This window comes from Streptomyces sp. NPDC004539 (genome assembly GCF_040610055.1).
GTDB lineage: Bacteria > Actinomycetota > Actinomycetes > Streptomycetales > Streptomycetaceae > Streptomyces.
In genome coordinates, this window is the sequence record NZ_JBEXLS010000018.1 from 84,614 (window position 1) to 106,835 (window position 22,222).

At 71.6% G+C, this 22,222-nt stretch carries 19 protein-coding genes; 16 read left to right on the plus strand and 3 right to left on the minus strand.

The window, feature by feature from the left end; all coding sequences use genetic code 11:
* The first annotated feature begins 23 nt into the window (after nt 1-23).
* From ABZX85_RS31820 to ABZX85_RS31830, 3 genes are read left to right on the plus strand one after another with little or no spacing between them, the layout of a single operon-like run.
* Nucleotides 24-983, plus strand: coding sequence for a hypothetical protein (locus ABZX85_RS31820; RefSeq protein ID WP_355876146.1), 960 nt, complete (start codon nt 24-26; stop codon nt 981-983).
* Between the two features lie 9 nt (nt 984-992).
* Nucleotides 993-2,009, plus strand: a complete 1,017-nt coding sequence (locus ABZX85_RS31825) for a hypothetical protein (protein ID WP_355876149.1) — start codon at nt 993-995, stop codon at nt 2,007-2,009.
* A gap of 20 nt (nt 2,010-2,029) precedes the next feature.
* Nucleotides 2,030-3,130 (plus strand): hypothetical protein, encoded by a 1,101-nt coding sequence (locus tag ABZX85_RS31830; RefSeq protein WP_355876152.1) that lies wholly within the window; start codon nt 2,030-2,032, stop codon nt 3,128-3,130.
* Here ABZX85_RS31830 and ABZX85_RS31835 read toward each other — a convergent pair.
* Nucleotides 3,090-4,919: an endonuclease/exonuclease/phosphatase family protein gene (locus tag ABZX85_RS31835; protein ID WP_355876155.1), complete on the minus strand. Its 1,830-nt coding sequence runs from the start codon at nt 4,917-4,919 to the stop codon at nt 3,090-3,092. The genes ABZX85_RS31830 and ABZX85_RS31835 overlap by 41 nt on opposite strands.
* Nucleotides 4,920-5,234: 315 nt before the next feature.
* Between ABZX85_RS31835 and ABZX85_RS31840 the strand changes: the two genes are divergently transcribed.
* The 12 genes from ABZX85_RS31840 to aac(3) all read left to right on the plus strand — a co-directional run bounded on the left by ABZX85_RS31840 (nt 5,235) and on the right by aac(3) (nt 18,725).
* The gene (locus ABZX85_RS31840) at nt 5,235-6,653 is read left to right on the plus strand and encodes a hypothetical protein (RefSeq protein ID WP_355876158.1); all 1,419 of its coding nucleotides are present in this window, start codon (nt 5,235-5,237) and stop codon (nt 6,651-6,653) included.
* Nucleotides 6,654-6,803: 150 nt separating this feature from the next.
* Nucleotides 6,804-8,231, plus strand: a complete 1,428-nt coding sequence (locus tag ABZX85_RS31845; protein WP_355876161.1) for an alkaline phosphatase PhoX — start codon at nt 6,804-6,806, stop codon at nt 8,229-8,231.
* A 338-nt stretch (nt 8,232-8,569) separates the two neighbouring features.
* Nucleotides 8,570-10,150, plus strand: a complete 1,581-nt coding sequence (locus ABZX85_RS31850) for a TROVE domain-containing protein (protein WP_355876164.1) — start codon at nt 8,570-8,572, stop codon at nt 10,148-10,150.
* 99 nt (nt 10,151-10,249) lie between these two features.
* Nucleotides 10,250-10,897, plus strand: a complete 648-nt coding sequence (locus ABZX85_RS31855; RefSeq protein ID WP_355876167.1) for a GntR family transcriptional regulator — start codon at nt 10,250-10,252, stop codon at nt 10,895-10,897.
* 48 nt (nt 10,898-10,945) lie between these two features.
* On the plus strand, nt 10,946-11,962 hold the full coding sequence (locus tag ABZX85_RS31860) for a 1-aminocyclopropane-1-carboxylate deaminase (protein WP_355876169.1): 1,017 nt from the start codon (nt 10,946-10,948) through the stop codon (nt 11,960-11,962).
* A gap of 47 nt (nt 11,963-12,009) precedes the next feature.
* Nucleotides 12,010-13,056 (plus strand): LacI family DNA-binding transcriptional regulator, encoded by a 1,047-nt coding sequence (locus ABZX85_RS31865; protein WP_355876172.1) that lies wholly within the window; start codon nt 12,010-12,012, stop codon nt 13,054-13,056.
* 206 nt (nt 13,057-13,262) lie between these two features.
* Entirely contained in the window at nt 13,263-14,546 is a 1,284-nt protein-coding gene (locus ABZX85_RS31870) for an ABC transporter substrate-binding protein (RefSeq protein ID WP_355876175.1), read from the plus strand.
* Between the two features lies 1 nt (nt 14,547).
* Nucleotides 14,548-15,522, plus strand: coding sequence for a sugar ABC transporter permease (locus ABZX85_RS31875; protein WP_355876178.1), 975 nt, complete (start codon nt 14,548-14,550; stop codon nt 15,520-15,522).
* Complete coding sequence (locus ABZX85_RS31880; RefSeq protein WP_355876181.1) at nt 15,512-16,375, plus strand: carbohydrate ABC transporter permease; 864 nt, start codon at nt 15,512-15,514, stop codon at nt 16,373-16,375. Before ABZX85_RS31875 ends, ABZX85_RS31880 begins: the two co-directional genes overlap by 11 nt.
* Nucleotides 16,376-16,623: 248 nt before the next feature.
* Nucleotides 16,624-17,193, plus strand: coding sequence for a TetR/AcrR family transcriptional regulator (locus ABZX85_RS31885; protein ID WP_355876184.1), 570 nt, complete (start codon nt 16,624-16,626; stop codon nt 17,191-17,193).
* A gap of 76 nt (nt 17,194-17,269) precedes the next feature.
* Nucleotides 17,270-17,884, plus strand: a complete 615-nt coding sequence (locus ABZX85_RS31890) for a 3'-5' exonuclease (protein WP_355876187.1) — start codon at nt 17,270-17,272, stop codon at nt 17,882-17,884.
* On the plus strand, nt 17,877-18,725 hold the full coding sequence (gene aac(3) / locus ABZX85_RS31895) for an aminoglycoside 3-N-acetyltransferase (RefSeq protein ID WP_355876190.1): 849 nt from the start codon (nt 17,877-17,879) through the stop codon (nt 18,723-18,725). Before ABZX85_RS31890 ends, aac(3) begins: the two co-directional genes overlap by 8 nt.
* Nucleotides 18,726-19,024: 299 nt before the next feature.
* Here aac(3) and ABZX85_RS31900 read toward each other — a convergent pair whose 3' ends face one another.
* A complete protein-coding gene (locus ABZX85_RS31900) occupies nt 19,025-20,191 on the minus strand; it encodes a hypothetical protein (RefSeq protein ID WP_355876193.1) in 1,167 nt (388 codons plus the stop codon).
* Nucleotides 20,188-21,132 carry a 5-dehydro-4-deoxyglucarate dehydratase gene (locus ABZX85_RS31905; RefSeq protein ID WP_355876195.1) on the minus strand — a complete coding sequence of 315 codons (945 nt, stop codon included), beginning with the start codon at nt 21,130-21,132 and terminating at the stop codon, nt 20,188-20,190. Before ABZX85_RS31905 ends, ABZX85_RS31900 begins: the two co-directional genes overlap by 4 nt.
* A 246-nt stretch (nt 21,133-21,378) precedes the next feature.
* Here ABZX85_RS31905 and ABZX85_RS31910 point away from each other — a divergent pair, with 246 nt between their 5' ends.
* Nucleotides 21,379-22,188, plus strand: a complete 810-nt coding sequence (locus ABZX85_RS31910) for an NAD(P)-dependent oxidoreductase (RefSeq protein ID WP_355876197.1) — start codon at nt 21,379-21,381, stop codon at nt 22,186-22,188.
* The last annotated feature ends 34 nt before the right edge of the window (nt 22,189-22,222 follow it).

The following is a 22,222-nucleotide window of genomic DNA, read 5'->3' on the forward strand; positions in this document are numbered from 1 at the left end:
AATCCGGGGCATGAGGTGGTGACTTGACAGTGCGAGAGAGGGGTACGGCCGTGCGGGACGGGCGGGAGTGGGGGCAGCCCTGGTCGGTCGCGGTGCTCTCGCCCTGGCGGGGAACCGGGGCGAGCCTCGTCACGGCGACCGCCGGGGCGCTGATCGACGCGGAGATGGGGGCCAAGGGGCAGGACGTCGTCCTCATGGACGCGGATGTGGAGAACGCGGGGCTGACGGCGCTGTTGGACGCGTGGCGGGGCGGCGGGTCCGGGGGTGGTTCCGGGGGCGGTTCGGGATTCGGAGCCGGGTTCGGTTCCGGGATCGGTTCCGGGTTCGTCGACGAACAGGCGTGCGGGCTGCTCGGGTTCGCCAAGGAGGAGACGGTCGCGCTGGGGGACCGGGCCGCCCAGCCGATGCTGCGGGGGCTGCGCTCCCGGGACGGGCTCAGCCGGGACATGTCCCTCCTCACCGGCCTGCGCGGCAGGGGGAGTTCGGCGTTCACGGAGCGGCGCGACCTGCCCGAGATCGTCGGGCGGGCCACCGAGTCCCTCGCCGAGGTCGCCGGCTGCCTCCTCGTCGACTGCGGGACCGGCTGGGGGCCGTGCGCGCGCCGGGTGTGCGAGACCGTCGAGCACGTCTTCCTCGTCGGCCCGCCGGACGGCCGTACCCATCCCGCCGTACGCCGGCTCACCGCCGGCCTCGAACAGGCGGGGCTGCTGCGCAAGCTCGCGGGGTACGTGGCGAACAGACCCGGTCCGGGTCCGCGACTTTCCGGCCGGAATCCGCGAAACCGGGTTGGAGCCGGACCTTCCAGGGACACACTGGCAGTACGCACGATTCTCGACCTGCCCTATGACCCCCGAGCCGCGCAGACCGTCGCCCAGGGGGCGCTGCCCGGCCCGCAGAGCCCCTACGGCAAGGCGTTCCGCGAGGGCCTCGAAGCGCTCGAACCCGACCTGTTCCGCACCGGCTTCGGCCCAGGCGGCCACTGAGGAGGCGTGGTGGACACCGCGGACCCCGACCGAACCGACACTCCCACCGGGATCTCGACGGTGACCCCGCTGCGGCTGCGCGCCGCCCATGTCACCGACGCCAGCGACGACTTCGTCGCCCTGTGCGCGCAGGCGCTGCACCCGCACGGGCTGCACCACGTCGCCGCCTACCACCGGGGTGTCTACAACTACTCCGTGGACATACTGGAGTCGGTCACCGAGGACGCCGCCGTCGACCGCGACCTCTACATCCGCGTCGGCCGCCAACTCAACTTCCTGCTCGGCCGGATGGACCGCGCCCTGCGCCCAGCCGAGAGCGGCCGGCTGATCCGTACGGTCCTCAGACTCGGCGAAGCCTCCGTCTTCCACTACTACGTCCGCCCCGGCGAGTACCTCACCGGCGTCTCCCTCGGCGCCGAGCACGACGAGTCCGGCGACCGCGCGATGGCCGCGCTCGCCACCCGGTTCGCCGCGACCCTGCGCCAACGCGGCCTGAACTACGGGGGGTTCGAGGAGGACGCCTTCAAAGGGGCGCCGCCGGGGGCGAGTCCGGGCGGGCCCACCACGGTCGCCGAGGCCCTGCACACCGACCGCTCCGGCGCCGTCGGCCCGCACGCCGAGGCGCTCCTCGCGGCCTGCTCCGCCGCCCTGTCCGTCGAGGACCTGCACTACGTCGCCTACCTCGACCCGGCCGGCTTCCTCTCCGCCGACGTCCTCGAACTCGCCCCGCTCGCGCCCTACTTCCGCAACATCAGCCGCCAGAGCCGGCGCGACCGCTACCAGGACATCGCGCAGCGGCTGCCGTTCGTCGTCGCCCGCCTCAACCACTCCCTCAAGGCGGTCCTGCCCGGCCGGCTCACCCGGACCGTCCTCGACGTCGACGAGGGCGCCCTCTACTACTCCGTCGTCGGCGACGGGCCCTTCCTTCTCGGCGTCACCCTCAACCAGGACCGGGTCTTCCACGCAGACCTCAGGATGGCCGGGCTGACCGGCGCGGTCGAGCACGTCCTCGCGACCGGCCCGTGACTGTGTGAGCACGTGAGCCCGTGAGACAACTCGGCTTACTGATCGGCCTGTTGGCGGCGGGCTGGGCGGTCGGACAGGGCACCGGCGAGGTCGCCGGGTCCGGCGCGTTCCTGTTCCTGACGATGCTGCTGCTCGCCGTCGGCCTCTACGGCAGCACCTCCGGCATCTCGGTGCGCGAGGCCCGCGAACACGTGGGGCTGCTGAGCCTCGCGGTGACGGTCGGGGTGGTCGCCAAAGCGGCGTTGATCGCTCTCGCGCTGTGGGCCGTGGTGAGCGATCCGGCGTATCTCGTCCTCGCGGTCACCGTCGCCCAGATCGACCCCCTCTCCGTTGCCGCCCTGCGCGACTCCTCCCGCATGTCCCCGCGCGCCAAGACGATCCTCTCCGTGTGGGCCTCCTTCGACGACCCGGTGACCGTCCTCCTCACGGCGTTCACGGTCCCCCTGGTCGCCGACGGCGAGGGCCTCGGCGGCTCCGCGAACGGCTACGCCTCCCAACTCGCCTGGAGCGCCGTGCTGGTGGCGGGCGCGGGGCTGGCCTGGCTCGCGGTACGACGATGGCGCGGGCGCCTCGCGGACGTCACCGGAGCCGTCCTGGTCGTGGGCATGCTGGTGCCGGCCGCGTCGTACACGCTGATGCTCGGGATCGCGGTCGTCGGGCTGTTCTTCCGGCCCGCGTTCCTCGGGCGCTGGGTCGGCACGGTCACCCAAGTCGCTTACGCCGTCGCCGCGTTCCTGCTGGGGATGCTCCTCGTCGGGGGCGTCGGCGTCGGGTACGGGCTCGTCCTGGGCGCCGCCGCGTTCGCCGCGCACGCCGTCGTCGCGTCCGTCCTGACCCGCCGACTCGGCCGCGCCGACCGGGTGCTGCTCGCCCTCGGCCAGCAGAACGGGGTCACGGCCATCGTCCTCGCGCTCTCCCTCGAACCGGCCTTCCCGAGGGCCCCGGCGATCGTCGCGCCCGCGATCGTGACCGTCAACCTGCTGCACTACGCGGCGAATTACCTGGCGGGAAAGCCGAACGGCCCGGCCCCGTGGAGATATCGGGGGCCGGGCCGTCGTAGTAGCCGGGGTTCAGGTACGGCTACGGCTGGAAGCGCAGGACCTGCGGGTCGTGGTCGCTGATCTGGTCGTGGAACTCCGAGTTGATGTGCACGGAGTCGTACTCGAAGTCGCAGGAGCGGCGGATCGAGGGGCTGATCAGGATCTGGTCGAGGACCTGGGCGTTGCCCTGGTAGACGTAGGAGTAACGCTCGTTCTTCGGCAGGGACTTGATCGCCGACCAGAGGGCGCCGTCGGTCTCCAGGATCTTCGCGGTGTCGGAGAACTCGAAGTCGTTGATGTCGCCGAGCGCGATGACGTCCGCGTTCTTCTGCGTGTCGAGGATGTTCTTGACGAACGCGTTGACCAGCGTGGCCTGCTTGTGGCGCTGGACCTCGGAGGAGCGGGCCGGGGGCTGGTACTGCGAGGTCAGAGCCTGGTCGCCGCCCTTGGAGTTGAAGTGGTTGGCGATCAGGAAGACGGTCTTGCCGCGGAAGGTGAACTCGCCCACCAGCGGCTTGCGGCTGCTCTTCCACGCCTCGTTCGCCGGGTCGATCCGGCCCGGGGAGACGGTCAGTTCGGCCTTGCCGCGCACCTTCGTGACCCCGACGGCCGTCGTCGCGTCGCCGCCCGCGCGGTCCGTGAAGGAGACGCGCTGCGGGTTGAAGAGGAACACCTGGCGGATGTTGCCGCCGGGCTCGCCGCCGTCCTGGCCGTCGACCGGGGAGATCGAACGCCAGTCGTACTTCGGGCCGCCGGCCGCGACGATCGCGTCGATCAGCTTGGTGACCGTGACGTCGGCGGCGGTCGTGCCGTCGTTCGTCGCGCCGTTGTTGTCCTGGATCTCCTCCAGGGACACGATGTCGGGCGACTTCAGGTTGTCCACGATCGCGGCGGCGTGCTCGGCGAAGGTGTTGTCCGAGGGGTCGAGGTTCTCGACGTTGTACGTCGCGACCGCGAGCTCGCCCCGGGACTGCTTGCGGGTCGACTCGCGCTGGACGCCCGCGCTCTTCAGCGTGCCGAGCCGGCTCGCGACGAGGGTGTAGCCGCCGAACTGGTTGTAGTCGAGCGGGCCGGCCGTCGCACCCGACAGGGTGTCCCCTACATTCGCCACCGGGAAGTCGGCGGTCGCGCCGAGCGACTGGATCTGGAGGCGGCCGGTGTTCTGCGACCCGTACGACCCGTAGACCGTGCCGCCGCGGCGGTTCACGTTCTCCCACGGCTTCACCGTCACCCACAGCTCGGTGAACGGGTCCGTGGCGCCGACCACACGGGCGTCGGCGACCTGGACGTTCATGCCCTCCAGGGACTCGTAGTAGTCCAGGGCGTACTTCTGGGGGAGGAGGGGCAGGGCGTTGACCGAGCCGTTGGCCGCGGTGTCGCCCGCCGGCGCGTACGCCGCCGGGACCGACCGGGCGCTGATCACGACCGGGGCCGGGACGGCGTTGCCGCTGGAGACGACCGTGGTGGTCGGCTTGGTGATCTCGGTGATCGCCTGGTTCCCGGAGGCCGTGCCGCCGGGGACGAACTCGGAGACGGTGCCGGTGACGGTGACCGCGTCACCCACGGCGACGCCCTTGGGGGTGGAGCTGGTGAAGACGAAGACGCCCTCACTGGTCGCCGGGTTGTCGTCGGGGTTCGGGTCCTGAATCCAGAAACCTCTGGACGAGCCGTACGTACGGATACCCGTGACGATGCCCGCGACGTCCGTCACCTGCTGGCCGGCGTACGGGGAGATCCGGGTCGTGCCCTGGATGTCGTGGATGCGGACGGTGTCCGCGTGCGCGGGCGAGACGAGGACGACGGTGGACGCGGCCGAGCAGACGGCGGCGACGGTGAGCGCGGCGAGACGCGCGGACGACTTGCTGGGCAAGTGATCCCTCCGGGGCGGGACGACGGGGCAAGGACGGCAAGGCGCGTGGGGGGAGTGCGGGCGGCTGGGACGAGTGTGGCAGGTACGTGACACGCGTAGAACCAGGAGTGCGGGTGAACAGTTGTTCCGTGGTTTCTACGCGCGTCAATCTCCTTGCTGATCGAGCCACTTGTCAAGGTTTCAGCCATGTACGGGGGTGGGCGGGCAGATGAACCGGGTGGCATGGGGCGAAACCCGTCTAGGCTTCGGAGTGGGTCGTACGGGTCCGGTCAGGGCCGTACCCGTAGTACTTCCGTCCGCTAGGAGAATCAGCCGATGTCAGACAGCTCCCCCCTGCCGCCCGTGCGGCTCGCCCCCGAAGCGGAGCTGGCCCGGGAGGCGCTGGCCGCGCCGCTGCTGTCGCGGGCCGCGCGGCTCGCCAGGTGGGCCGGCCCCGGGACCCGGGTGGACGCCGGGGGCGGGCTCGTGGACGAGCAGCTGCCGGCCGCCGCCGAGGAGCTGGGGCTGACCGGGGAGGACGCGGAGGCGTACGCGAGCGAGGCGTGGCGGGTCGCCGTGGACGCCGGGCTCGTCGAGATCCTCGACGAGGAGGCCGGGACCGTCCGGACCGGCGAGGACCTCGCCCTGCTGACCGGCGGCTCCCCGCACGACGTCCTGGCCGTCTGGCTCGCCGCCCTGGAGACGGTCCTCGCGGACGCCGGCACCCCCGACCTCGACGCGCTCATGGAGGTCATGGACGAGGGCGGCCGGGTCGACTTCTCCGAGCTGGACTGGGACCCCGAGGCCGAGGCGGAGTTCCTCGACGGCGTCCTCGGCAACCTCTACCTGCTCTCCGTCAGCGAGGACGGCCCCGGCGAGGGCCCCGTCCCGCTGCCCGCGCTGGCCGCCTCGATGATCGTCCCCGGGGACATGGGCGAGCCCACCAACGACGTCCTGGAGCAGGTCTCCGACGCGATGATGCGGCTCGACGACCAGTTCCGCCTCCTGGAGCCGGTCGGGCTCGTCGAGTACGAGCCGGTCGACGAGGCGCTGATGGAGGGGGACGTCCCGGAGGGCGTCGACGAGACGGACGTCTCGCGGTACGGGATGGTCCGGCTGACCGCCCTCGGCCGGTACGGGCTGCGGGCCCGGCTCCTCGACGCCGGGTTCGCCGTACCGGCGGTGGGGGAACTGGCCGACAAGGGCGCCGACGCGCTGCTCGACGGGACCGTCGGGTACGGGTCGCTGGCCGCCCGGGCCGAGACCGAGCTGTGGCTCGGGCAGCGGCAACCCCTCGACGCGGCACGGGAGTTGCTGTCCGCCGCGCGGGGCGCCGACGAAGGGGCCCCGCTGCGCCGGCTGCGGTGCCAGCAGGCGCTGTCGCTGGTCGGGGCGGAGGCGGAGCCGGCCGTACGGGAGGTGCTGGACGACGCCGAGCTGGGCGGGCTCGCCCGGGTGTGGCTCAGTGAACTGGGCTTCGCGGACGTGCCGGCGCCGTCCGAGGAGATGGTGTTCTGGCTGACCATCGACACGGTCGCCGCGCAGCTCGCCGCGGAGGGCAACTCCGAGGAACTCCAGGCGCTGGTCGAGGGGTTGGCGGCGCAGCACGACGGGTTCTTCGCGGCGGTGTGGCGGGTGGGGCATCCGGCGACGGCGGACGTGCTGGAGGCGATGGGGCGGCTGCACCCCGACAAGAGGGTGGCCAAGGAGGCTCGTAAGGCGGCGTTCAAGGCGCGGTCGCAGCAAGGGGGTTGAGCGGTGGGGCGGTCGCGGGGACGATGGCGGGGGTTGGGCCACCCGGCATTGGCGCTTTGTTAAAGCGGCGTTCAAAAGAGAGCGGGATCGTGTCGGCGGACCTTCGTGCGCCACCCTCCACCGGCACAAACGACCGTCTCAGGAGACACCATGTCGCTCACCCGCAGGGACTTCGCCACGAGATCCGCGCTCACCGGCGCCGGGATCGCGCTGGCGGGCAGCGCCGGGGCGCTCGCGTCCGCCCCGGGCGCCCTCGCCTCCACCGACGTCGACGGCTGCGAGCACGGGGGAGTGGGGTACGGGCCGCTGCTGCCCGACCCCAAGGGGCTGCTGGCGCTCCCCGCCGGGTTCTCGTACCGGGTGATCACGCACAGCGGGAAGACCAGGCTGGAGTCGGGCGAGTTCACGCCGTCCAACCACGACGGCACGGCCACCTTCGACGGGCCGCGCGGGACGACCCTCCTCGTCAATAACCATGAGCTGAAGGGCCCGCGTGCGAACTGGGCGCACCCGGTGCCGCTGACCGAGGGCCTCGTGTACGACCCCGGCGCGTCCGGCGGCTGCACGGTCGTCGAGGTCCGGCCCGACGGACGGGTCGCGGAGTGGGTCGGGATCGCCGGGACGTCCACCAACTGCGCGGGCGGGCGCACCCCTTGGGGCACCTGGCTGACCTGCGAGGAGAACTCCGACCGGGCCGGCAGCAACGGCATGACCAAGGACCACGGGTACGTCTTCGAGGTCGATCCGATCGACCGGCGGGCCAACAAGGACCCCAAACCCCTCAAGTTCTTCGGGCGTTACGACCACGAGGCCGTCGTCATCGACCCGAAGCGCGGCCACGCCTACCTCACCGAGGACGCCGCGAGCCCCAACGGCCTGCTGTTCCGCTGGACCCCGCCGAAGGGTTTCGAGCACGGCCGGGGCAGGTTCCGCACCCTCGCCGACGACGCCGGTGTCCTCCAGGCGCCTAAGTGCTTCGACTCCGGCGGCAAGTTCGTCGACGACCTGTCCCGGGCGACCAGGACGGGCACGGTGTACGGCGTCGACTGGATCGACGTACCCGACCGCGACGCGAAGACCGTCGCCGTGCGCAAGCAGTTCGCCGATGGGGAGATCACCCGCGCCCGCAAGCTGGAGGGCATGTGGTGGGGTGACGGCGGCGCCTACCTCGTCTCCTCCTACGCCCGCTCCGAGAGCCCCGTCCAGCACGACGGCCAGGTCTGGTTCTACGACCCCAAGCGCCGCACCCTGACCCTGAAGGTCCTCCTGGGCGTCAACCCCGACCCCGCGAAGGACGGCGCCTTCGACGGCCCCGACAACATCACCGTCTCCCCCTACGGCGGCCTCGTCATCGCCGAGGACGGCGAGGGCGTCCAGCACCTCTTCGGCGCCACCGACTCCGGCCGCACCTACCCCATCGCCCGCAACGAACTCAACGCCGGCACCGAAGACGCCCCCGAATACAGCGAGTTCACCGGCGTCACCTTCTCCCCCGACGGCCACACCCTCTACGCCAACATCCAGACACCGGGCATCATGCTGGCGATCACGGGGCCTTGGAAGCGGCAGCGGCGTTAATTCGTTCGACCCCCACGGGCCGCGCCTCCTAGAGTCGGAGACACGAAAGCAACGCACCTCCCGGTGCGCAGACCGCGGTTACTTCTCTTCCAAAGAATCCGATACCGCAGTCGACTTGATCTCGGGAGGCGCGGCTTGTGGTGGGTGTCCGGTGCGCAGGCAACGGTTACTTCCTTGGATCGGGCGGTTGCGGGTTCGAATCCCGTCGCCGGCTTTGGGCCGGCGTAGCTCAATCCGGTAGAGCACCTGAATTAGTCCGTCGCCGACTCCTGACCTCGGACACCTTCCACGCGCCGTGCCTCCCCTCCTGACTCACTGAATTTCGGGGGGAATTCACCATGGCTCGTTTCAACACGCGTGCCACGAAGGCGCGCACGACCTCTCCCGTCGCCACCACCGGCCGTACCCTGCGTACCGCCGAGGGCGGTCGCGGACACGAGCGGGACGCGCGCTCGGAACTCTTTCTGCTCGCGGTCGCCAATTTCGTCTCCCAGGACACGTTCTACGAGTCCGGCGCCGACCGCGACAACCGGTTCGCCACGCTGGTACGCCAGTTGGCGGTCTCCGATCCCGACTGGACGGCGGGACTGCTCGGCTGGCTGCGCGGTGAGGGCAACCTCCGTACGGCGGCCGTGGTCGGCGCCGCCGAGTACGTACGGGCGCGGCTCGCGGCCGGCGCCACCGACGGCCCCTCGAACCGGCAGGTCGTCGACTCCGTACTGCAACGCCCGGACGAGCCCGGCGAGTTGCTCGCGTACTGGACGGCGGCGTACGGCCGGAACATCCCCAAGCCCGTCAAGCGCGGCGTCGCCGACGCCGTACGGCGGCTGTATCACGCCAAGTCCCTGCTGAAGTACGACACTTCGGGCAAGGGATACCGCTTCGGCGACATCCTCAACCTGGTGCACGCCGCGCCGGACCCGGCGAAGCCCTGGCAGGGCGAGCTGTTCCGGTACGCGCTGGACCGGCGGCACCACCCGGAGGCGGCGGTCCCGCCGGTGACGGATCAAGTGCTGGTCGCCAACCGCGAGTTGATGGAACTCCCGGTCGAGCGGCGGCGGGCGGTCGTCACCTCGCCCGGCGGCGCCGAGCGGCTGGCGGCGGCCGGGATGACGTGGGAGGCGCTGGCGGGCTGGTTGCAGGGCCCGATGGACAAGGCGGCGTGGGAGGCGGTGATCCCGTCGATGGGGGCGATGGCGCTCATCCGGAACCTCCGCAACTTCGACGAGGCCGGAGTCTGCGACGAGGTCGCCGCCCAGGTCGCCGCGCGCATCAGCGACCCCGAACAGGTCGCCCGTTCCCGGCAGTTCCCGTTCCGCTACCTCGCCGCGTACCAGCACGCGCCCTCGCTGCGCTGGGCGTACCCGCTGGAGCGGGCGCTCGGCCACTCGCTGGCCAACGTGCCCGCGCTGCCCGGCCGTACGCTCGTCCTCGTCGACCGCTCCGGCTCCATGTGGTCCCGCCTCTCGGACCGTTCGCAGCTCAACCGGGCCGACGCGGCGGCGATCTTCGGCACGGCGCTCGCGCTGCGCGCCGAGGACGCGGACCTCGTCGAGTTCGGTACGACGAGCAGGCGCCTCGACATCGACAAGGGGGAGTCGGTGCTGCGGGTCCTGAAGCGCTTCGGCGACCTCGGCGGCACCGACACGGTCTCCGCGATCCGCGCCCACTACCGGGGCCAGGACCGGGTGCTGATCGTCACCGACGAGCAGTACGCGTACAGCTCGCACGGCGACCCGACCGAGCAGGTCCCGGCCGACGTCCCGGTCTACACCTGGAACCTCGCCGGCTACCGGGCGGGCCACGGCCCCTCCGGGAAGGCGAACCGGCATACGTTCGGCGGGCTTTCGGACGCCGCGTTCCGGATGGTGCCGCTCCTTGAGCGGGCCAGGAACGCCGACTGGCCCTGGAACGCCTGAGACCGAGGCCCGCACTCCGGGGGAGTGCGGGCCTCGCGCCCGCCCTCACCCTTGGCCAAGCCCTTGCCCTCGATCTGACTGACATTTAACATTTCAATTATGGAAGCCATAAGACCGGTCGGCCGCACCCTCCTCAGGGACCGCGCCTGCGAGGCCATTCGGGACGCGATCGTCAGCGGGGAGATCGAACCCGGCGCGGTGGTGCGGGACATCGACCTGGCCGAGCGGCTCGGCCTGTCACGGGCCCCGGTCCGCGAGGCGTTCGCCCGGCTCGTCGACGAAGGGCTGCTGGAGAGCAAGCCGCAGAGCTACACGCGGGTCACGCCGCTCGTCGCGAGCGAGGTACGGGACGCCGCCGCCGTCGTCGGCGCCATGCACGAGCTGGCGGCCCGGGTCGCCGTGACCCGCCTCACCCTGGCCGACATCGCGGCCATGCGCACCGCCAACGAACGGTTCGCGGACGCCGTCGTCGCGGGCGACGTCGACGCCGCGCTCCTCGCCGACGACGAGCTGCACGACGTACTCGTCCGCGTCGGCGGCAACCGCGCCGCCGCCTCGACGATCGCCCGCTACACCCCGCTCATCCGCCGGCTTGAGCGCCGCCGCTTCGGGGAGGGCGGCAACTGCCGCTCCGCCGGGCTGCACGACCAGCTGATCGACGCGTGCGAGGCCGAGGACGTGGACGAGGCGGTGCGGGTCACGGCGGAGATCTGGCGGGGGCTGGAAGAACTCGTCGACCTCGCCTGAGACCCGGCATCCCCTGAAGTCCCCCTGAGACACGTTCGGGAGAACCTCATGTCCCTTTCCTCGTACGACCGTTACCCCCTCCTCTTCGGTCCCTCCCCCGTCCACCCGCTGGAACGCCTCACCGCCCACCTCGGCGGCGCCTCGCTGTGGGCGAAGCGCGAGGACTGCAACTCCGGTGTGGCGTACGGCGGCAACAAGACGCGCAAGCTGGAGTACCTGGTCGCCGACGCCCTCGCGAAGGGGTGCGACACGCTCGTCTCGATCGGCGGGGTGCAGTCCAACCACACCCGCCAGGTCGCGGCCGTCGCCGCCCGCGCCGGGCTCAAGTGCGTGCTGGTGCAGGAGAGTTGGGTTGACTGGCCGGACGCCGTGTACGACAAGGTCGGCAACATCCTGATCAGCCGGCTCGCCGGGGCGGACGTCCGGCTGGTCAAGGCCGGGTTCGGGATCGGGTTCAAGGAGAGCTGGGAGCAGGCGCTGCGGGAGGTCGAGGAGTCGGGCGGCACGCCGTACGCGATCCCGGCCGGCGCCTCCGACCATCCGCTCGGCGGGCTCGGGTTCGCCGGATGGGCGTACGAAGTCGCGCAGCAGGAAGCCGAGTCGGGCGTCTTCTTCGACACCGTCGTGGTCTGTTCCGTCACCGGCTCCACGCAGGCCGGGATGGTCGCCGGGTTCGCCGCCCTGGCGGAGGCCGGTGGCCGCCCGCGCCGGGTCCTCGGCATCGACGCCTCCGCGAAGCCCGCCGCGACCCGTACCCAGATCGCCCGCATCGCCCAGGGAACCGGTCGACTCATCGGCGTCAAGCGCGAGTTGACCGAGGACGACGTCGAACTCGACGAGCGCTACCACGCCGGGATCTACGGCATCCCCGACGACACCACCCTCGACGCGATGCGCCTCGCGGCCCGCACCGAGGGGATGGTCACCGACCCCGTGTACGAGGGCAAGTCGATGGCCGGCATGGTCGACCTGGTCCGGCGCGGCGAGATCGGCGCGGACTCCACCGTCCTGTACGCCCACCTCGGCGGCCAGCCGGCGCTGAACGCGTACAGCGCGCTGTTCTGAGCGCACGCGGCGATCGCGTTCCCGTGATGGCCGGATACAGTTCACCCGTGTGGGCCGACGAAGAGCGGCGGAAGCCGCGTATCGACCAGTCCGACGGACCTAGCCGCCGGGCCACCATCCATGACGTGGCCCGGCTGGCGGGCGTCTCCCGCCAGACGGTCTCCCGCGCGGTCAACGACAAGGGCGAGATCGATCCGGCGACCAAGGAACGCGTCCTGGAGGCCGCCCGGCTGCTGAACTACCGGCCGAGCCGGTTCGCGCGCGGCCTCGTCCGCAAGGGCACGGTCACGGCCGGACTGGTCATCCCCGACCTGATGAACCCGTTCTTCCCCGAGGTCGCCGCCGGGGTCCTGGAGGCCGCCGAGCAGCGCGGCTGGCAGGTCGTCGTCTGCGACACCCGCTCCGACGACGTCCGCGAGCGCGAGGCGCTGGACATGCTGTCCCACCAGGCGGACGCGGTCGTCGGCTACTTCAAGAACGAGGACGACGTCCTCGCCCGCCACCTCGGCGGCGTCCCCCTCGTCCTGCTGGAGCGCGGCCCGCAGCAGACCCGGTTCGCGGCCGTCGGCATCGACGCGGCGGGCGGCCTGGAACGCGGGATGGCGCACCTCGTCCGCGCGGGACACCGTCGTATCGGCATGCTCGACGGCGACCGGGGGCCCCTGCCCGGGCCCCGGCGGGAGGCGTTCCTCGCCGAGGCGCGGCGGCACGGCCTCGACCTCGACGAGCGGTGGATCGTCTGCTGCCCCGAGCACAGCGTCCTCGGTGGCGAGACCGGCATGGAACGGCTGCTCGACGCGCACCACCCCGAGCTGACCGCCGTCTTCGGGTTCAACGACCTGATCGCGGTCGGCGCGATGCGCGCCGCGCGCAGGCGAGGGCTCAGCCTCCCCGGCGACCTCGCCGTGATGGGGTTCGACGGGCTCTCCCTCGGCGCCCTCGTCGAACCCGCGCTCACCACCCTCCACCTGGACAAACGCCGGCTCGGACGGTTGGCGATCGAGCAGGTCGCGCGGCTGCGCGCGGGGGAGGAACCCCTGTCGGGCGAGGACGCCTGGGTGATTCCCGAGCTGGTGGTGCGCGCCTCCGCCTGAGGCGGCCCGCCCTGCTGACATGACGTCAGCACATATCCCGTGTACGTGTCTTGACACTGCTTTTCAGCCGCCTCAATACTCGACGGCAACGCTCACGTGAACGTTCACGGGACAACTGACATCGTTGTCCCGCCCTGCTCTCTCCCCCCTGCCTCCCCCCGCCTTCTTCCCCGTAAAGCGAGCCGCGCGTGATGGAACACCGAACGATGTCCCGTAGACGCCTGCTGGGGGTCTCCCTCGGCGGCGCGGGCGGGACCCTGCTGGGGCTGTCCGGGTGCGGGGCGGCCAGTGGCTCGGCCTCGGCCGGCACCGATCACCTCAGCCTCTGGTACTGGAAAGGCGCGCTGAGCGACAAACTCCTCGCCACCGCCCGCAGTTCGGTCCCCGGCGTGCCGGGGCTGCGGGTGCGGGGCGCGCAGATGCCGTCCGGCGAGATCGACTCGAAGGTGCGCACCAGCCTCGCCGCGCGCGCCTACGTCCCCGACATCACCGTCGCGAACTCCGACAACCTCGCGACGTTCTTCCCCGACGAGAACGAGTTCCTCGACCTGCGGGACTTCGGCGCGCAGAAGGTCCAGGACCAGTACCTCGACTGGAAGTGGAAGAGCTGCTTCACCCCGTCGGGCCGCATGATCGGCTTCCCGCTCGACGCCGGTCCGACGGCCCTGTACTACCGCCGGGACCTCTTCCAGAAGGCCGGGCTCGCGTACGAGCCCGCGGACGTCGCCGAGGCGGTCTCCACCTGGGAGAAGTACATCGCCGCCGGACGCGCCCTGAAGACGAACGGCGTGTTCCTGGTCAGCAACATCGGCAACGTCTTCCAGCAGGCCATGCTCCAGTCGACGAAGCAGTTCGTCGACTCCGGCAACCGCTTCATCGGCGACCAGGCGCATGTCCGGCGGGCCTGGGACACGGCCGTCGAGATCCTCCGCCAGGGCCTCGCCGCCAGAATTTCCGACGGCACACCCGACTACAACGCGGCGATGACCGGCAGCAGGATCGCCACCATGACGACGGCCGTCTGGGCGATCAACGGTCTCAAGGACACCGCGCCGAAGACCTCCGGGCTGTGGCGGCTGACGACGATGCCGAACGGCCCGGCGAACTACGGCGGTTCGTACATGACGCTGACCCGCTACTGCCGGGAGCCGGAGCGCGCGTTCGCCTTCCTGACCTGGCTGCTCAGCCCGGCCAACCAGCTCAAGTCCTACCAGGAGATGGCCCTGTTCCCCACCACTCCGGCCGCCTACGCGAACCCCGCGATGCACGAGGCCGACCCCTTCTTCGGGGGCCAGCGGCCCATCGACGTGTTCGGCCCGGCGGCGCAGAACGCGCCGGTCGTCTACTTCAGCCCGTACGAGGAGATCGCCAACACCCCGTTCTTCCAGGAGCTGACCAACGTCCAGACGCTCGGCAAGAACCCCGAACGGGCCTGGCGGGACGCGGTGAACGGCGCCGAGTCCGCCCTGATCAGAGTGGGGGTGAGCTGACATGGCGACGGTCGCCGAGCGCAGCCGCGCGCAGAAACGGCCGCTGGTCCGCCGTACCTCGTCCACCGCGCCCGGCGGGAACCGGCGTCATCTCGGGCCGCTGCTCGCCATCGCGCCGTTCTACGTGCTGTTCGCGGTGTTCGGGGCGTTCCCGGTGGTGTTCTCGCTCTACCTGTCCTTCCAGGACTGGGACGGCATCGGGAGCATGCGCTACGTCGGGGTGCAGCAGTACAAGTGGCTGCTGGAGGACTCGGTGTTCTGGCACTCGGTGCTGAACACCTTCGAGATCTGGTTCCTCTCGACGGTCCCGATGCTGTTCCTCGCGCTGGTGATCGCGTTCCTGCTGCATTCGCAGGTGCGGTTCGGCGGGGCGTACCGGGTCGCGTACTTCGTGCCGAACGTGACGTCGATGGTCGCGATGACGATCGTCTTCGGGTCGGTGTTCGCGCAGAGCGGGCTCGCCAACTCGGGCCTCAGAGCGGTGGGGTTGGACGGCGTGGGGTGGCTGTCGTCCGAGTGGGGGATCAAGTCGGCGATCTCGCTGATGATCATCTGGCGATGGGTCGGGTACAACGCGCTGATCTTCCTCGCCGGTATCCAGGCCATCCCGACCGAGCACTTCGAGGCGGCGCGGATGGACGGCGCGAACAGCTGGCAGACGCTGTTCCGGGTCGTCGTACCGCAGTTGAAGCCGGTGATCCTGTTCGCCGCGATCACCTCCAGCATCAACGGCCTCCAGATCTTCACCGAGTCGCAGGTGCTGTTCCAGACCGACGACGTCGGGACCACGGGCGGGCCGGGGCAGGAGGGCATGACGATCGTGCTCTACCTGTGGCAGAAGGCTTTCAAGGACCACCAGTTCGGGTACGGCGCCGCGATGGGCTGGGTGCTGTTCGCGATCATCGCGCTGTTCACGATCGTCAACTGGCGTCTGGTGTCCGGGAATCGGGACAAGGGGGCGCGCCGTGGCCGCTGAACAGAACAACGCCGGGCTCGCGATCGGCTCCGGCAGCAGGGTCACCCGGATCTGTGTCCGTGTCGTGCTGCTGCTGGGTGTGCTGGTCTCCCTCTTCCCCTTCTACTGGCTGGTGGTGATGGCGTCCGGCACGACGCAGGACATCTACCGCTACCCGCCGAAGCTGGTCCCCGGGCCGCATCTGCTGGACAACATGAAGCGGGTGATCGACTCCGTCGATTTCTTCGGCTCCCTCTTCAACACGGTCGTCGTCGCCGTGGTCGGTACGGCGCTCGTCCTCTTCTTCGACTCGCTCGCTGCGTTCGCCTTCGCCAAGTACGACTTCCCGGCGAAGCGGTTCATGTTCGGCATGCTGCTGATGACGTACATGATCCCGGCCCAGCTCTCGCTGGTGCCGCAGTTCGTGACGATGGCGGAGTTCGGCTGGGCCGGTTCGCTGAAGGCGCTCATCATCCCCGGCGCGGCCAACGCGTTCGGCATCTTCTGGATGCGGCAGTACGCGGAGAACTCGCTGCCGGACGAACTCCTCGACGCCGGGCGGATCGACGGGGCGGGCTTCTTCCGGCTCTACTGGAAGGTCGCGCTGCCGATGTTCCGGCCCGCGCTCGCGTTCCTCGGGATCTTCACGTTCATCGGGCTGTGGAACGACTACATCTGGCCGCTGGTCGTCATGATCGACCCGGAGAAGGTGACGCTCCAGGTGGCGCTGGCGAACCTCAACGTCCTTTACCAGGCCGACTATTCGCTCGTGATGGCCGGGGCGTTGATGAGTGTCGTGCCGCTGATCATCGTCTTCCTGATCGGGGCGCGGCACTTCCTGCGGGATCTGGCCGCGGGGGCGACGAAGATGTAGCGCGGGGCGGGATCTTGGGCGCGTCCCCGGTGAGGTGTTGCCGGGGGCGCGCTGGTGTGCGGGCGGGCGGGGGTGCGTCGGCGTGGGGCCGGGGGCGTCGGGGTGAGGGCGAGGGCGAGGGTGCGTCGGGGGGAAGGCGGGGGTGCGGCGGTGCGTGTGGGGGACACCCCGTCTGGTGTCCCGGGGGCGTGGTGGTGGAGCATGCGGGAAGTGGGGAGCAACGGGACGGGTTCGCGAGGAGTTACCGGATGACGCAGGTCAAGCCCATGCGGGCGGACGCCCGCCGCAACTACGAGCGGTTGCTGGCGGTCGCCGCCGAGGCGTTCGCCGAACATGGGGAGCAGGCGTCCCTCGACGACATCGCCAAGCGGGCGGGGGTCGGGTCCGGCACGCTCTACCGCCATTTCCCCACCCGCCAGGCCCTGTTGGAGGCGGCCTACCTCGACCGTATCGAGGCGCTCGCCGTCCGGGCCGACACCCTCGGCGCCGAGCTGCCGCCCGGCGAGGCCCTCGCGGAGTGGCTCCACGAACTGTGCGTCGGGACCATCCAGATGCGCGGCATGAAGGCGCTGCTGGGGTGCGCGGCGACCGACACGCCGGTCAGCGCCTGCGGGACACGGATGAAGGAGGCGACCGAGCGGCTCGTCGAGGGGGCTCGGGAGGCGGGGGCGCTGCGGGGGGACCTGTCGACGACGGATGTGCTGCGGCTGGCCCATGGGGTGGCCACGGCCGTGGAGCTGGGGGAGGGTGAGCGGGGGCCGGACCGGGGGAGGGTGCGGCGGTATGTGGAGGTGCTGGTGGTGGGGTTGCGGGGGTAGGGGTGGGGGTGGGGGTGGGGGTGGGGGTACCCGAAAACCGGATGCCCCGCCTGCCCCGCTTTCCTACGCTCCAGCCATGGACGACACCCCCCGGCCCGACGCCCTCCTCCTCAACGTCGTGGACGTCGAGGCGACCTGCTGGCCCGGCTCCCCGCCGCCCGGCAAGGTCAGCGAGATCATCGAGGTCGGTCTGACCGTCGTCGACCTCGCCGCGCGGGAGCGGGTCGCGCGGCACCGGATTCTGGTACGTCCGGCCCGCTCCGAAGTCAGCGAGTTCTGCACCGAGTTGACGGGGCTGACACAACGGGAGGTCGACGGCGGGGTCACCTTCGCCGAGGCGTGCCGCCGACTGGCCGCCGAGCACCACGCGGGCAGCAGACCCTGGGCCAGCTGGGGCGACTACGACCGCCTCCAGTTCACCCGCCAGTGCCGGGCCACCCGTACCCCCTACCCCTTCGGCCGCCGCCACACCAACGCCAAGGCCGCCTTCACCGACGCCCACGGCCTGCGCAAACGCCCCGGCATGGCCCAGGCCCTCCAGATCGCCGGCCTCCCCCTCGAAGGCCGCCACCACAGCGGCGAGGACGACGCCTGGAACATCGCGGCCCTCGTACTCCACCTCGCGGAACGCGACGCCTGGCCGACGACGCCGGAACACCCCCACGGACAGGAGGCTCACCACCGTGGATGAGACGGCCCTCCTCGAACTCTCCGACGGCCCCGTCACCCGCAGCCGCCTCACCCGCGACCTGTCCGCGCTCGGCCTGCGGCGCGGTGACGTCGTCATGTTCCACACCCGGCTGTCCGCGATCGGGTACGTCCCGGGCGGCCCGCAGACCGTCATCGGCGCGCTCCAGGACGTCGTGGGCACGGCGGGGACCCTCATGGTGACCTGCGGCTGGAACGACGCCCCGCCGTACGAGTTCCTGACCTGGCCGGCGGAGTGGCAGGCCGCCGTCAGGGCGGAACACCCCGCGTACGACGCCGAGTCGAGCGAGGCCGACCACAACAACGGCCGTCTCCCGGAGGCGTTGCGGCGCCGGCCCGGAGCGGTACGCAGCAGACACCCGGACGCCAGCTTCGCGGCACTCGGCGCGCAGGCGGAGACCCTGACGGCCGACCACCCCTGGAACGACCCGCACGGCCCCGGCAGCCCCCTCGCGAAACTGGTCGAGCTGAACGGCCGGGTCCTCCTGCTCGGCGCCCCCCTCGACACCCTGACACTCCTCCACCACGCGGAGGCCCTCGCCGAGGCCCCCGGCAAACGCTTCGTGGACTACGAACAGCCCCTCCTCGTCGACGGCGAGCGCGTCTGGCGCCGTTTCCACGACATCGACTCGGAGGAGGGGGCGTTCGACTACTCGACCGTGGTCCCCGGGGGAACGGACCCCTTCGAGGCGATCGCCCGGGACCTGCTCGCCACGGGGTCCGGCCGCCGGGGCCGGGTCGGAGCCGCCGAGAGCCACCTGTTCGAGGCACCGGAGACGGTGGCTTTCGCGAGGGCGTGGCTGGAGGAGAAGCTGGGTGGGTAGCGGCGAGGACGGGTGTCGTACCCGGCCGGGTCGGCAGGCTCGCGGGTGCTCGGGCCGGTACCGGGGGTCGCGCTGACCGGGTAGGGCGAGAGCGAGCCGTACCGACCGCCGGTGGCACGCGGGCAACCGGGCCGTCTCACGCCGACCGGGGCCGTCTCACGCCGACCGGGGTCGGCCCGCGTCGGCATGCACGAGGGGCGTCCCGGAGAGGCGTCCCCGAGAGGCTGGCCCCGTCCGTCGTCCACCTCCCCGGCGCCCCGCCGACGACCCGGCCCCCTGCCAACGCCCCCGCGTCTCCCTCAGCGCCCCGCCAACGCCCCCCGCGTCACCTCCAGATCCGCGTCCGAGGCCAGCCCCGCGTGGTACAGCCGGATCTCCGTCGCCCCGAGCGCCCGTGCGCGCGTGAAGTCGTCCGCGAGGTCCCCGGGACGGCCCCCCATCGCGGAGACGATCCCGAAGTTCGCGGCGACGACGGCTTCCCGGCCGGTCCGGCCGAGGGAGAACGGCGGCAGGAGTTCGGGCCCGCCCGCGCAGGGCACGACGACGCCGTCCGCGACGGAGAGGATGTGGGCCGGGTCGACGCCCGGGTTGGCGCCGACGTGGTAGGTCACCGGGTCGGCGTGCAGGAGGATCTGGAAGCCCTCCGGCGCGGCTGCGCGGACGGCGTTCACGGTGGCCTCCTGGAGCGTGCGGGCCGTTTCGTCGCGCCACGCGCGCGTGGCCGTCGCGTACGTCTCGCCGAGGAGCTTCTCGACGCCGGGCCAGCCCTCGTCCTCCGCAGCGCCCTTCCACAGCGGGTCCAGGGCCTGGCGGACGGCGGCGGCGAGCGCGTCGGGGTCGGCGCCCTGACCTGCGTACCCCGCACGGCAGACGGCGCAGAAGCACAGGGCCATGAGGTACATCCCGGCGTCACCGAGAGGCACGCCGCCGGTCTTGTCGTGGGCGTGGAGGTGCTGGAGCCCGTACCAGCCGAGCGACTCCAGCTCGGTGCCGGCCGCACCGGGGCGCACGGCGGCCTCGACGGCGAGGTCGGTCAGGTACGCGCGTGTGTCCGGCTGGGCGATGCAGGGCGCCCAGGGGTAGCGGTCGCCGTACGCGTTGACCACGGACGTGGCGGGGTGCTCGGCGCCGAGGCGGGAGTTGTGCGCGAGGACGACCCAGGTGTGGATCTCCAGGCCCGCGCCCGAGAGGGCCTCGGCGGCCTCTGCGAAGGCGTCTCCGGGCGCCCAGGGCCCGGCGGGGTACGGGCGGAGGGTCCGGCCCTCCCAGCGCGTGTCAGGGGCGTACAGGACCGCCGCGTGCTCGGCGGTGACGATCCGGTGGCGGGGGTGGCGCGGCGTGAGGGCCCGCGTGGAGTGGTAGGCGGCGGCCAGGGTCACCTGCTCCACGCCGAGGGAGGCGATCCGAGCCGGGGCCCCGGGATCGCCGTTGACGTCCCAGGGGTAGACGAACGTCGACGCCTTCACTTGCTCTCCTCCTCCAGGAGCGCGTGACCGCGCTCGATCAGCCGCGCGAGCTGCTTCACATGATCCTCGGCCGGCTCGTGCAGCGGGGAGCGGACCTCGCCGACCTCCAGACCGCGCATGCGGACGGCGGCCTTGACGAGGGAGACGGCGTACCCGCGCCCCTGCGCGCGCAGTTCGACGTACGGGCGGAAGAAGCCGTCCAGGAGGCGGTGGACAGTCGTGTCGTCACCGGTGCGCAGCGCGCGGTGGAACGCGTTCGCGAGGTCGGGGGAGAAGCAGAAGACGGCGGACGAGTAGAGGGTGACGCCCAGCGCGCGGTAGGCGAGCTGCGTCTGCTCGGCGGTCGGCAGGCCGTTGAAGTACAGGAAGTCCCCGGGGATCTCGCTGCGGACGGCGCTGATGATGCGCTGCATCAGGTCGAGGTCGCCCAGCCCGTCCTTGAGGCCGATGATCCCCTCCGTGCGGGCCAGCTCCACGACGGTCTCCGGCGTGAAGACGGCGTTGTCGCGCTGGTAGACGATCACCGGGAGCGGCGTCGCGGCGGCCACCTCCCGGTAGTGCCGCAGCAGCCCCTCCTGGCCGGCGACGACGAGGTAGGGCGGCAGGACGAGCAGCCCGTCCGCGCCCGCCTCGTGCGCCACGCGCGCGTACCGGACGGCGAGCCGCGTGCCGTACCCGGCGCCCGCGACGACCGGGACGTGCCCGGCGGTCTCCTCGACGGCCGCGCGGACGCACGCCTCGAACTCGTCGAGGTCGAGCGCGTGGAACTCCCCGGTGCCGCAGCACGCGAACACGGCCGCCGCACCGGCGTCGACGCCCTGGCGCACGTGCGCGCGGAAGGCGTCGAGGTCGAGGGAGCCGTCCCGGCCGTACGCGGTGACGGGGAAGAAGAGGGGCCCGGTGGGGGCAGTGAGGCGGTCGGCGAGCGGGGCTGTCGGCACGGGCTCTCCCTGGCGGTCCGGTGGCCGCGTCCCGGAACGCGGTCACGCTTCTGATCGACGTACATATTTATGAACACGGCCACCCTAAGGAGCCCTCTCGCGGCGGGTCAAGCGGGCGGAGGCGCCTCCGAACGGGGATTTCCCGGCTTCGCGCCCCCTTGACGGGAAACGGCGGGAATCCTTAGCTTGTCCAAGCATGTGAATGACGATCACGCATACGGCCCGCCGACCGAGGAGATTCCGAGGATGCCCGCTCCGCGCACCGTCCTGCTGACCGGCGCCGCCGGTGGCCTCGGCACCCTGATGCGGGGCCTGCTCCCGGAGTACGGCTACGACCTGCGCTCCCTCGACCTCGTCCCGGTCCCCGGCGACCCCGGCGCGATCACCGCCGACCTCGCCGACCGCGACGCCCTCCGGGAGGCCGTCCGGGGTGTCGACGCGATCGTCCACCTCGCGGGCATCTCCCTGGAATCCTCTTTCGAGAAGATCCTCAAGGCAAACATCGAGGGCACCTACAACCTCTACGAGGCCGCCCGCGCGGAAGGCGTCCGCCGGATCGTCTTCGCCTCCTCCAACCACGCCGTCGGCTACACCCCGCGCCCCCAGGAGGGCGACCCGCTGATCCCGGTCGCCACCCCGCACCGCCCCGACACCTTCTACGGCCTGTCGAAGTCCTTCGGCGAGGACCTCGCGCAGCTCTACTGGGACCGGCACGGCCTGGAGACCGTCTCCGTCCGCATCGGCTCCTGCTTCGCCGAGCCGACGACCGTGCGCATGCTGTCGATCTGGATGAGCCCCGCCGACGGCGCCCGCCTCTTCCACGCCGCCCTGACCGCCGAGGACGTCGGCCACACCGTCGTCCACGGCTCGTCCGCGAACACCCGCCTGTGGTGGGACCTCGCCTCCGCGCGGGCGCTCGGCTACGACCCGCAGGACGACTCCGAGCCGTACGCCGAGAAGCTGATCGCCGAACAGGGGGAGCTCCAGCCCGGCAACGAGGCGCACGCCTACCTCGGCGGCGGCTTCGTCACCGACCCGCCGATCTGGCCGTACTGACGGTCCGGCGGCCGTACCGACTCCCCCCACGGGA

Coding starts and splice junctions, on each gene's coding strand:
- ABZX85_RS31840 (WP_355876158.1), top strand. CDS start 5,235: ATGTCAGACAGCTCCCCCCTGCCGCCCGTGCGGCTCGCCCCCGAAGCG.
- ABZX85_RS31845 (WP_355876161.1), top strand. CDS start 6,804: ATGTCGCTCACCCGCAGGGACTTCGCCACGAGATCCGCGCTCACCGGC.
- ABZX85_RS31850 (WP_355876164.1), top strand. CDS start 8,570: ATGGCTCGTTTCAACACGCGTGCCACGAAGGCGCGCACGACCTCTCCC.
- ABZX85_RS31855 (WP_355876167.1), top strand. CDS start 10,250: ATGGAAGCCATAAGACCGGTCGGCCGCACCCTCCTCAGGGACCGCGCC.
- ABZX85_RS31860 (WP_355876169.1), top strand. CDS start 10,946: ATGTCCCTTTCCTCGTACGACCGTTACCCCCTCCTCTTCGGTCCCTCC.
- ABZX85_RS31870 (WP_355876175.1), top strand. CDS start 13,263: ATGTCCCGTAGACGCCTGCTGGGGGTCTCCCTCGGCGGCGCGGGCGGG.
- ABZX85_RS31875 (WP_355876178.1), top strand. CDS start 14,548: ATGGCGACGGTCGCCGAGCGCAGCCGCGCGCAGAAACGGCCGCTGGTC.
- ABZX85_RS31885 (WP_355876184.1), top strand. CDS start 16,624: ATGACGCAGGTCAAGCCCATGCGGGCGGACGCCCGCCGCAACTACGAG.
- ABZX85_RS31890 (WP_355876187.1), top strand. CDS start 17,270: ATGGACGACACCCCCCGGCCCGACGCCCTCCTCCTCAACGTCGTGGAC.
- ABZX85_RS31910 (WP_355876197.1), top strand. CDS start 21,379: ATGCCCGCTCCGCGCACCGTCCTGCTGACCGGCGCCGCCGGTGGCCTC.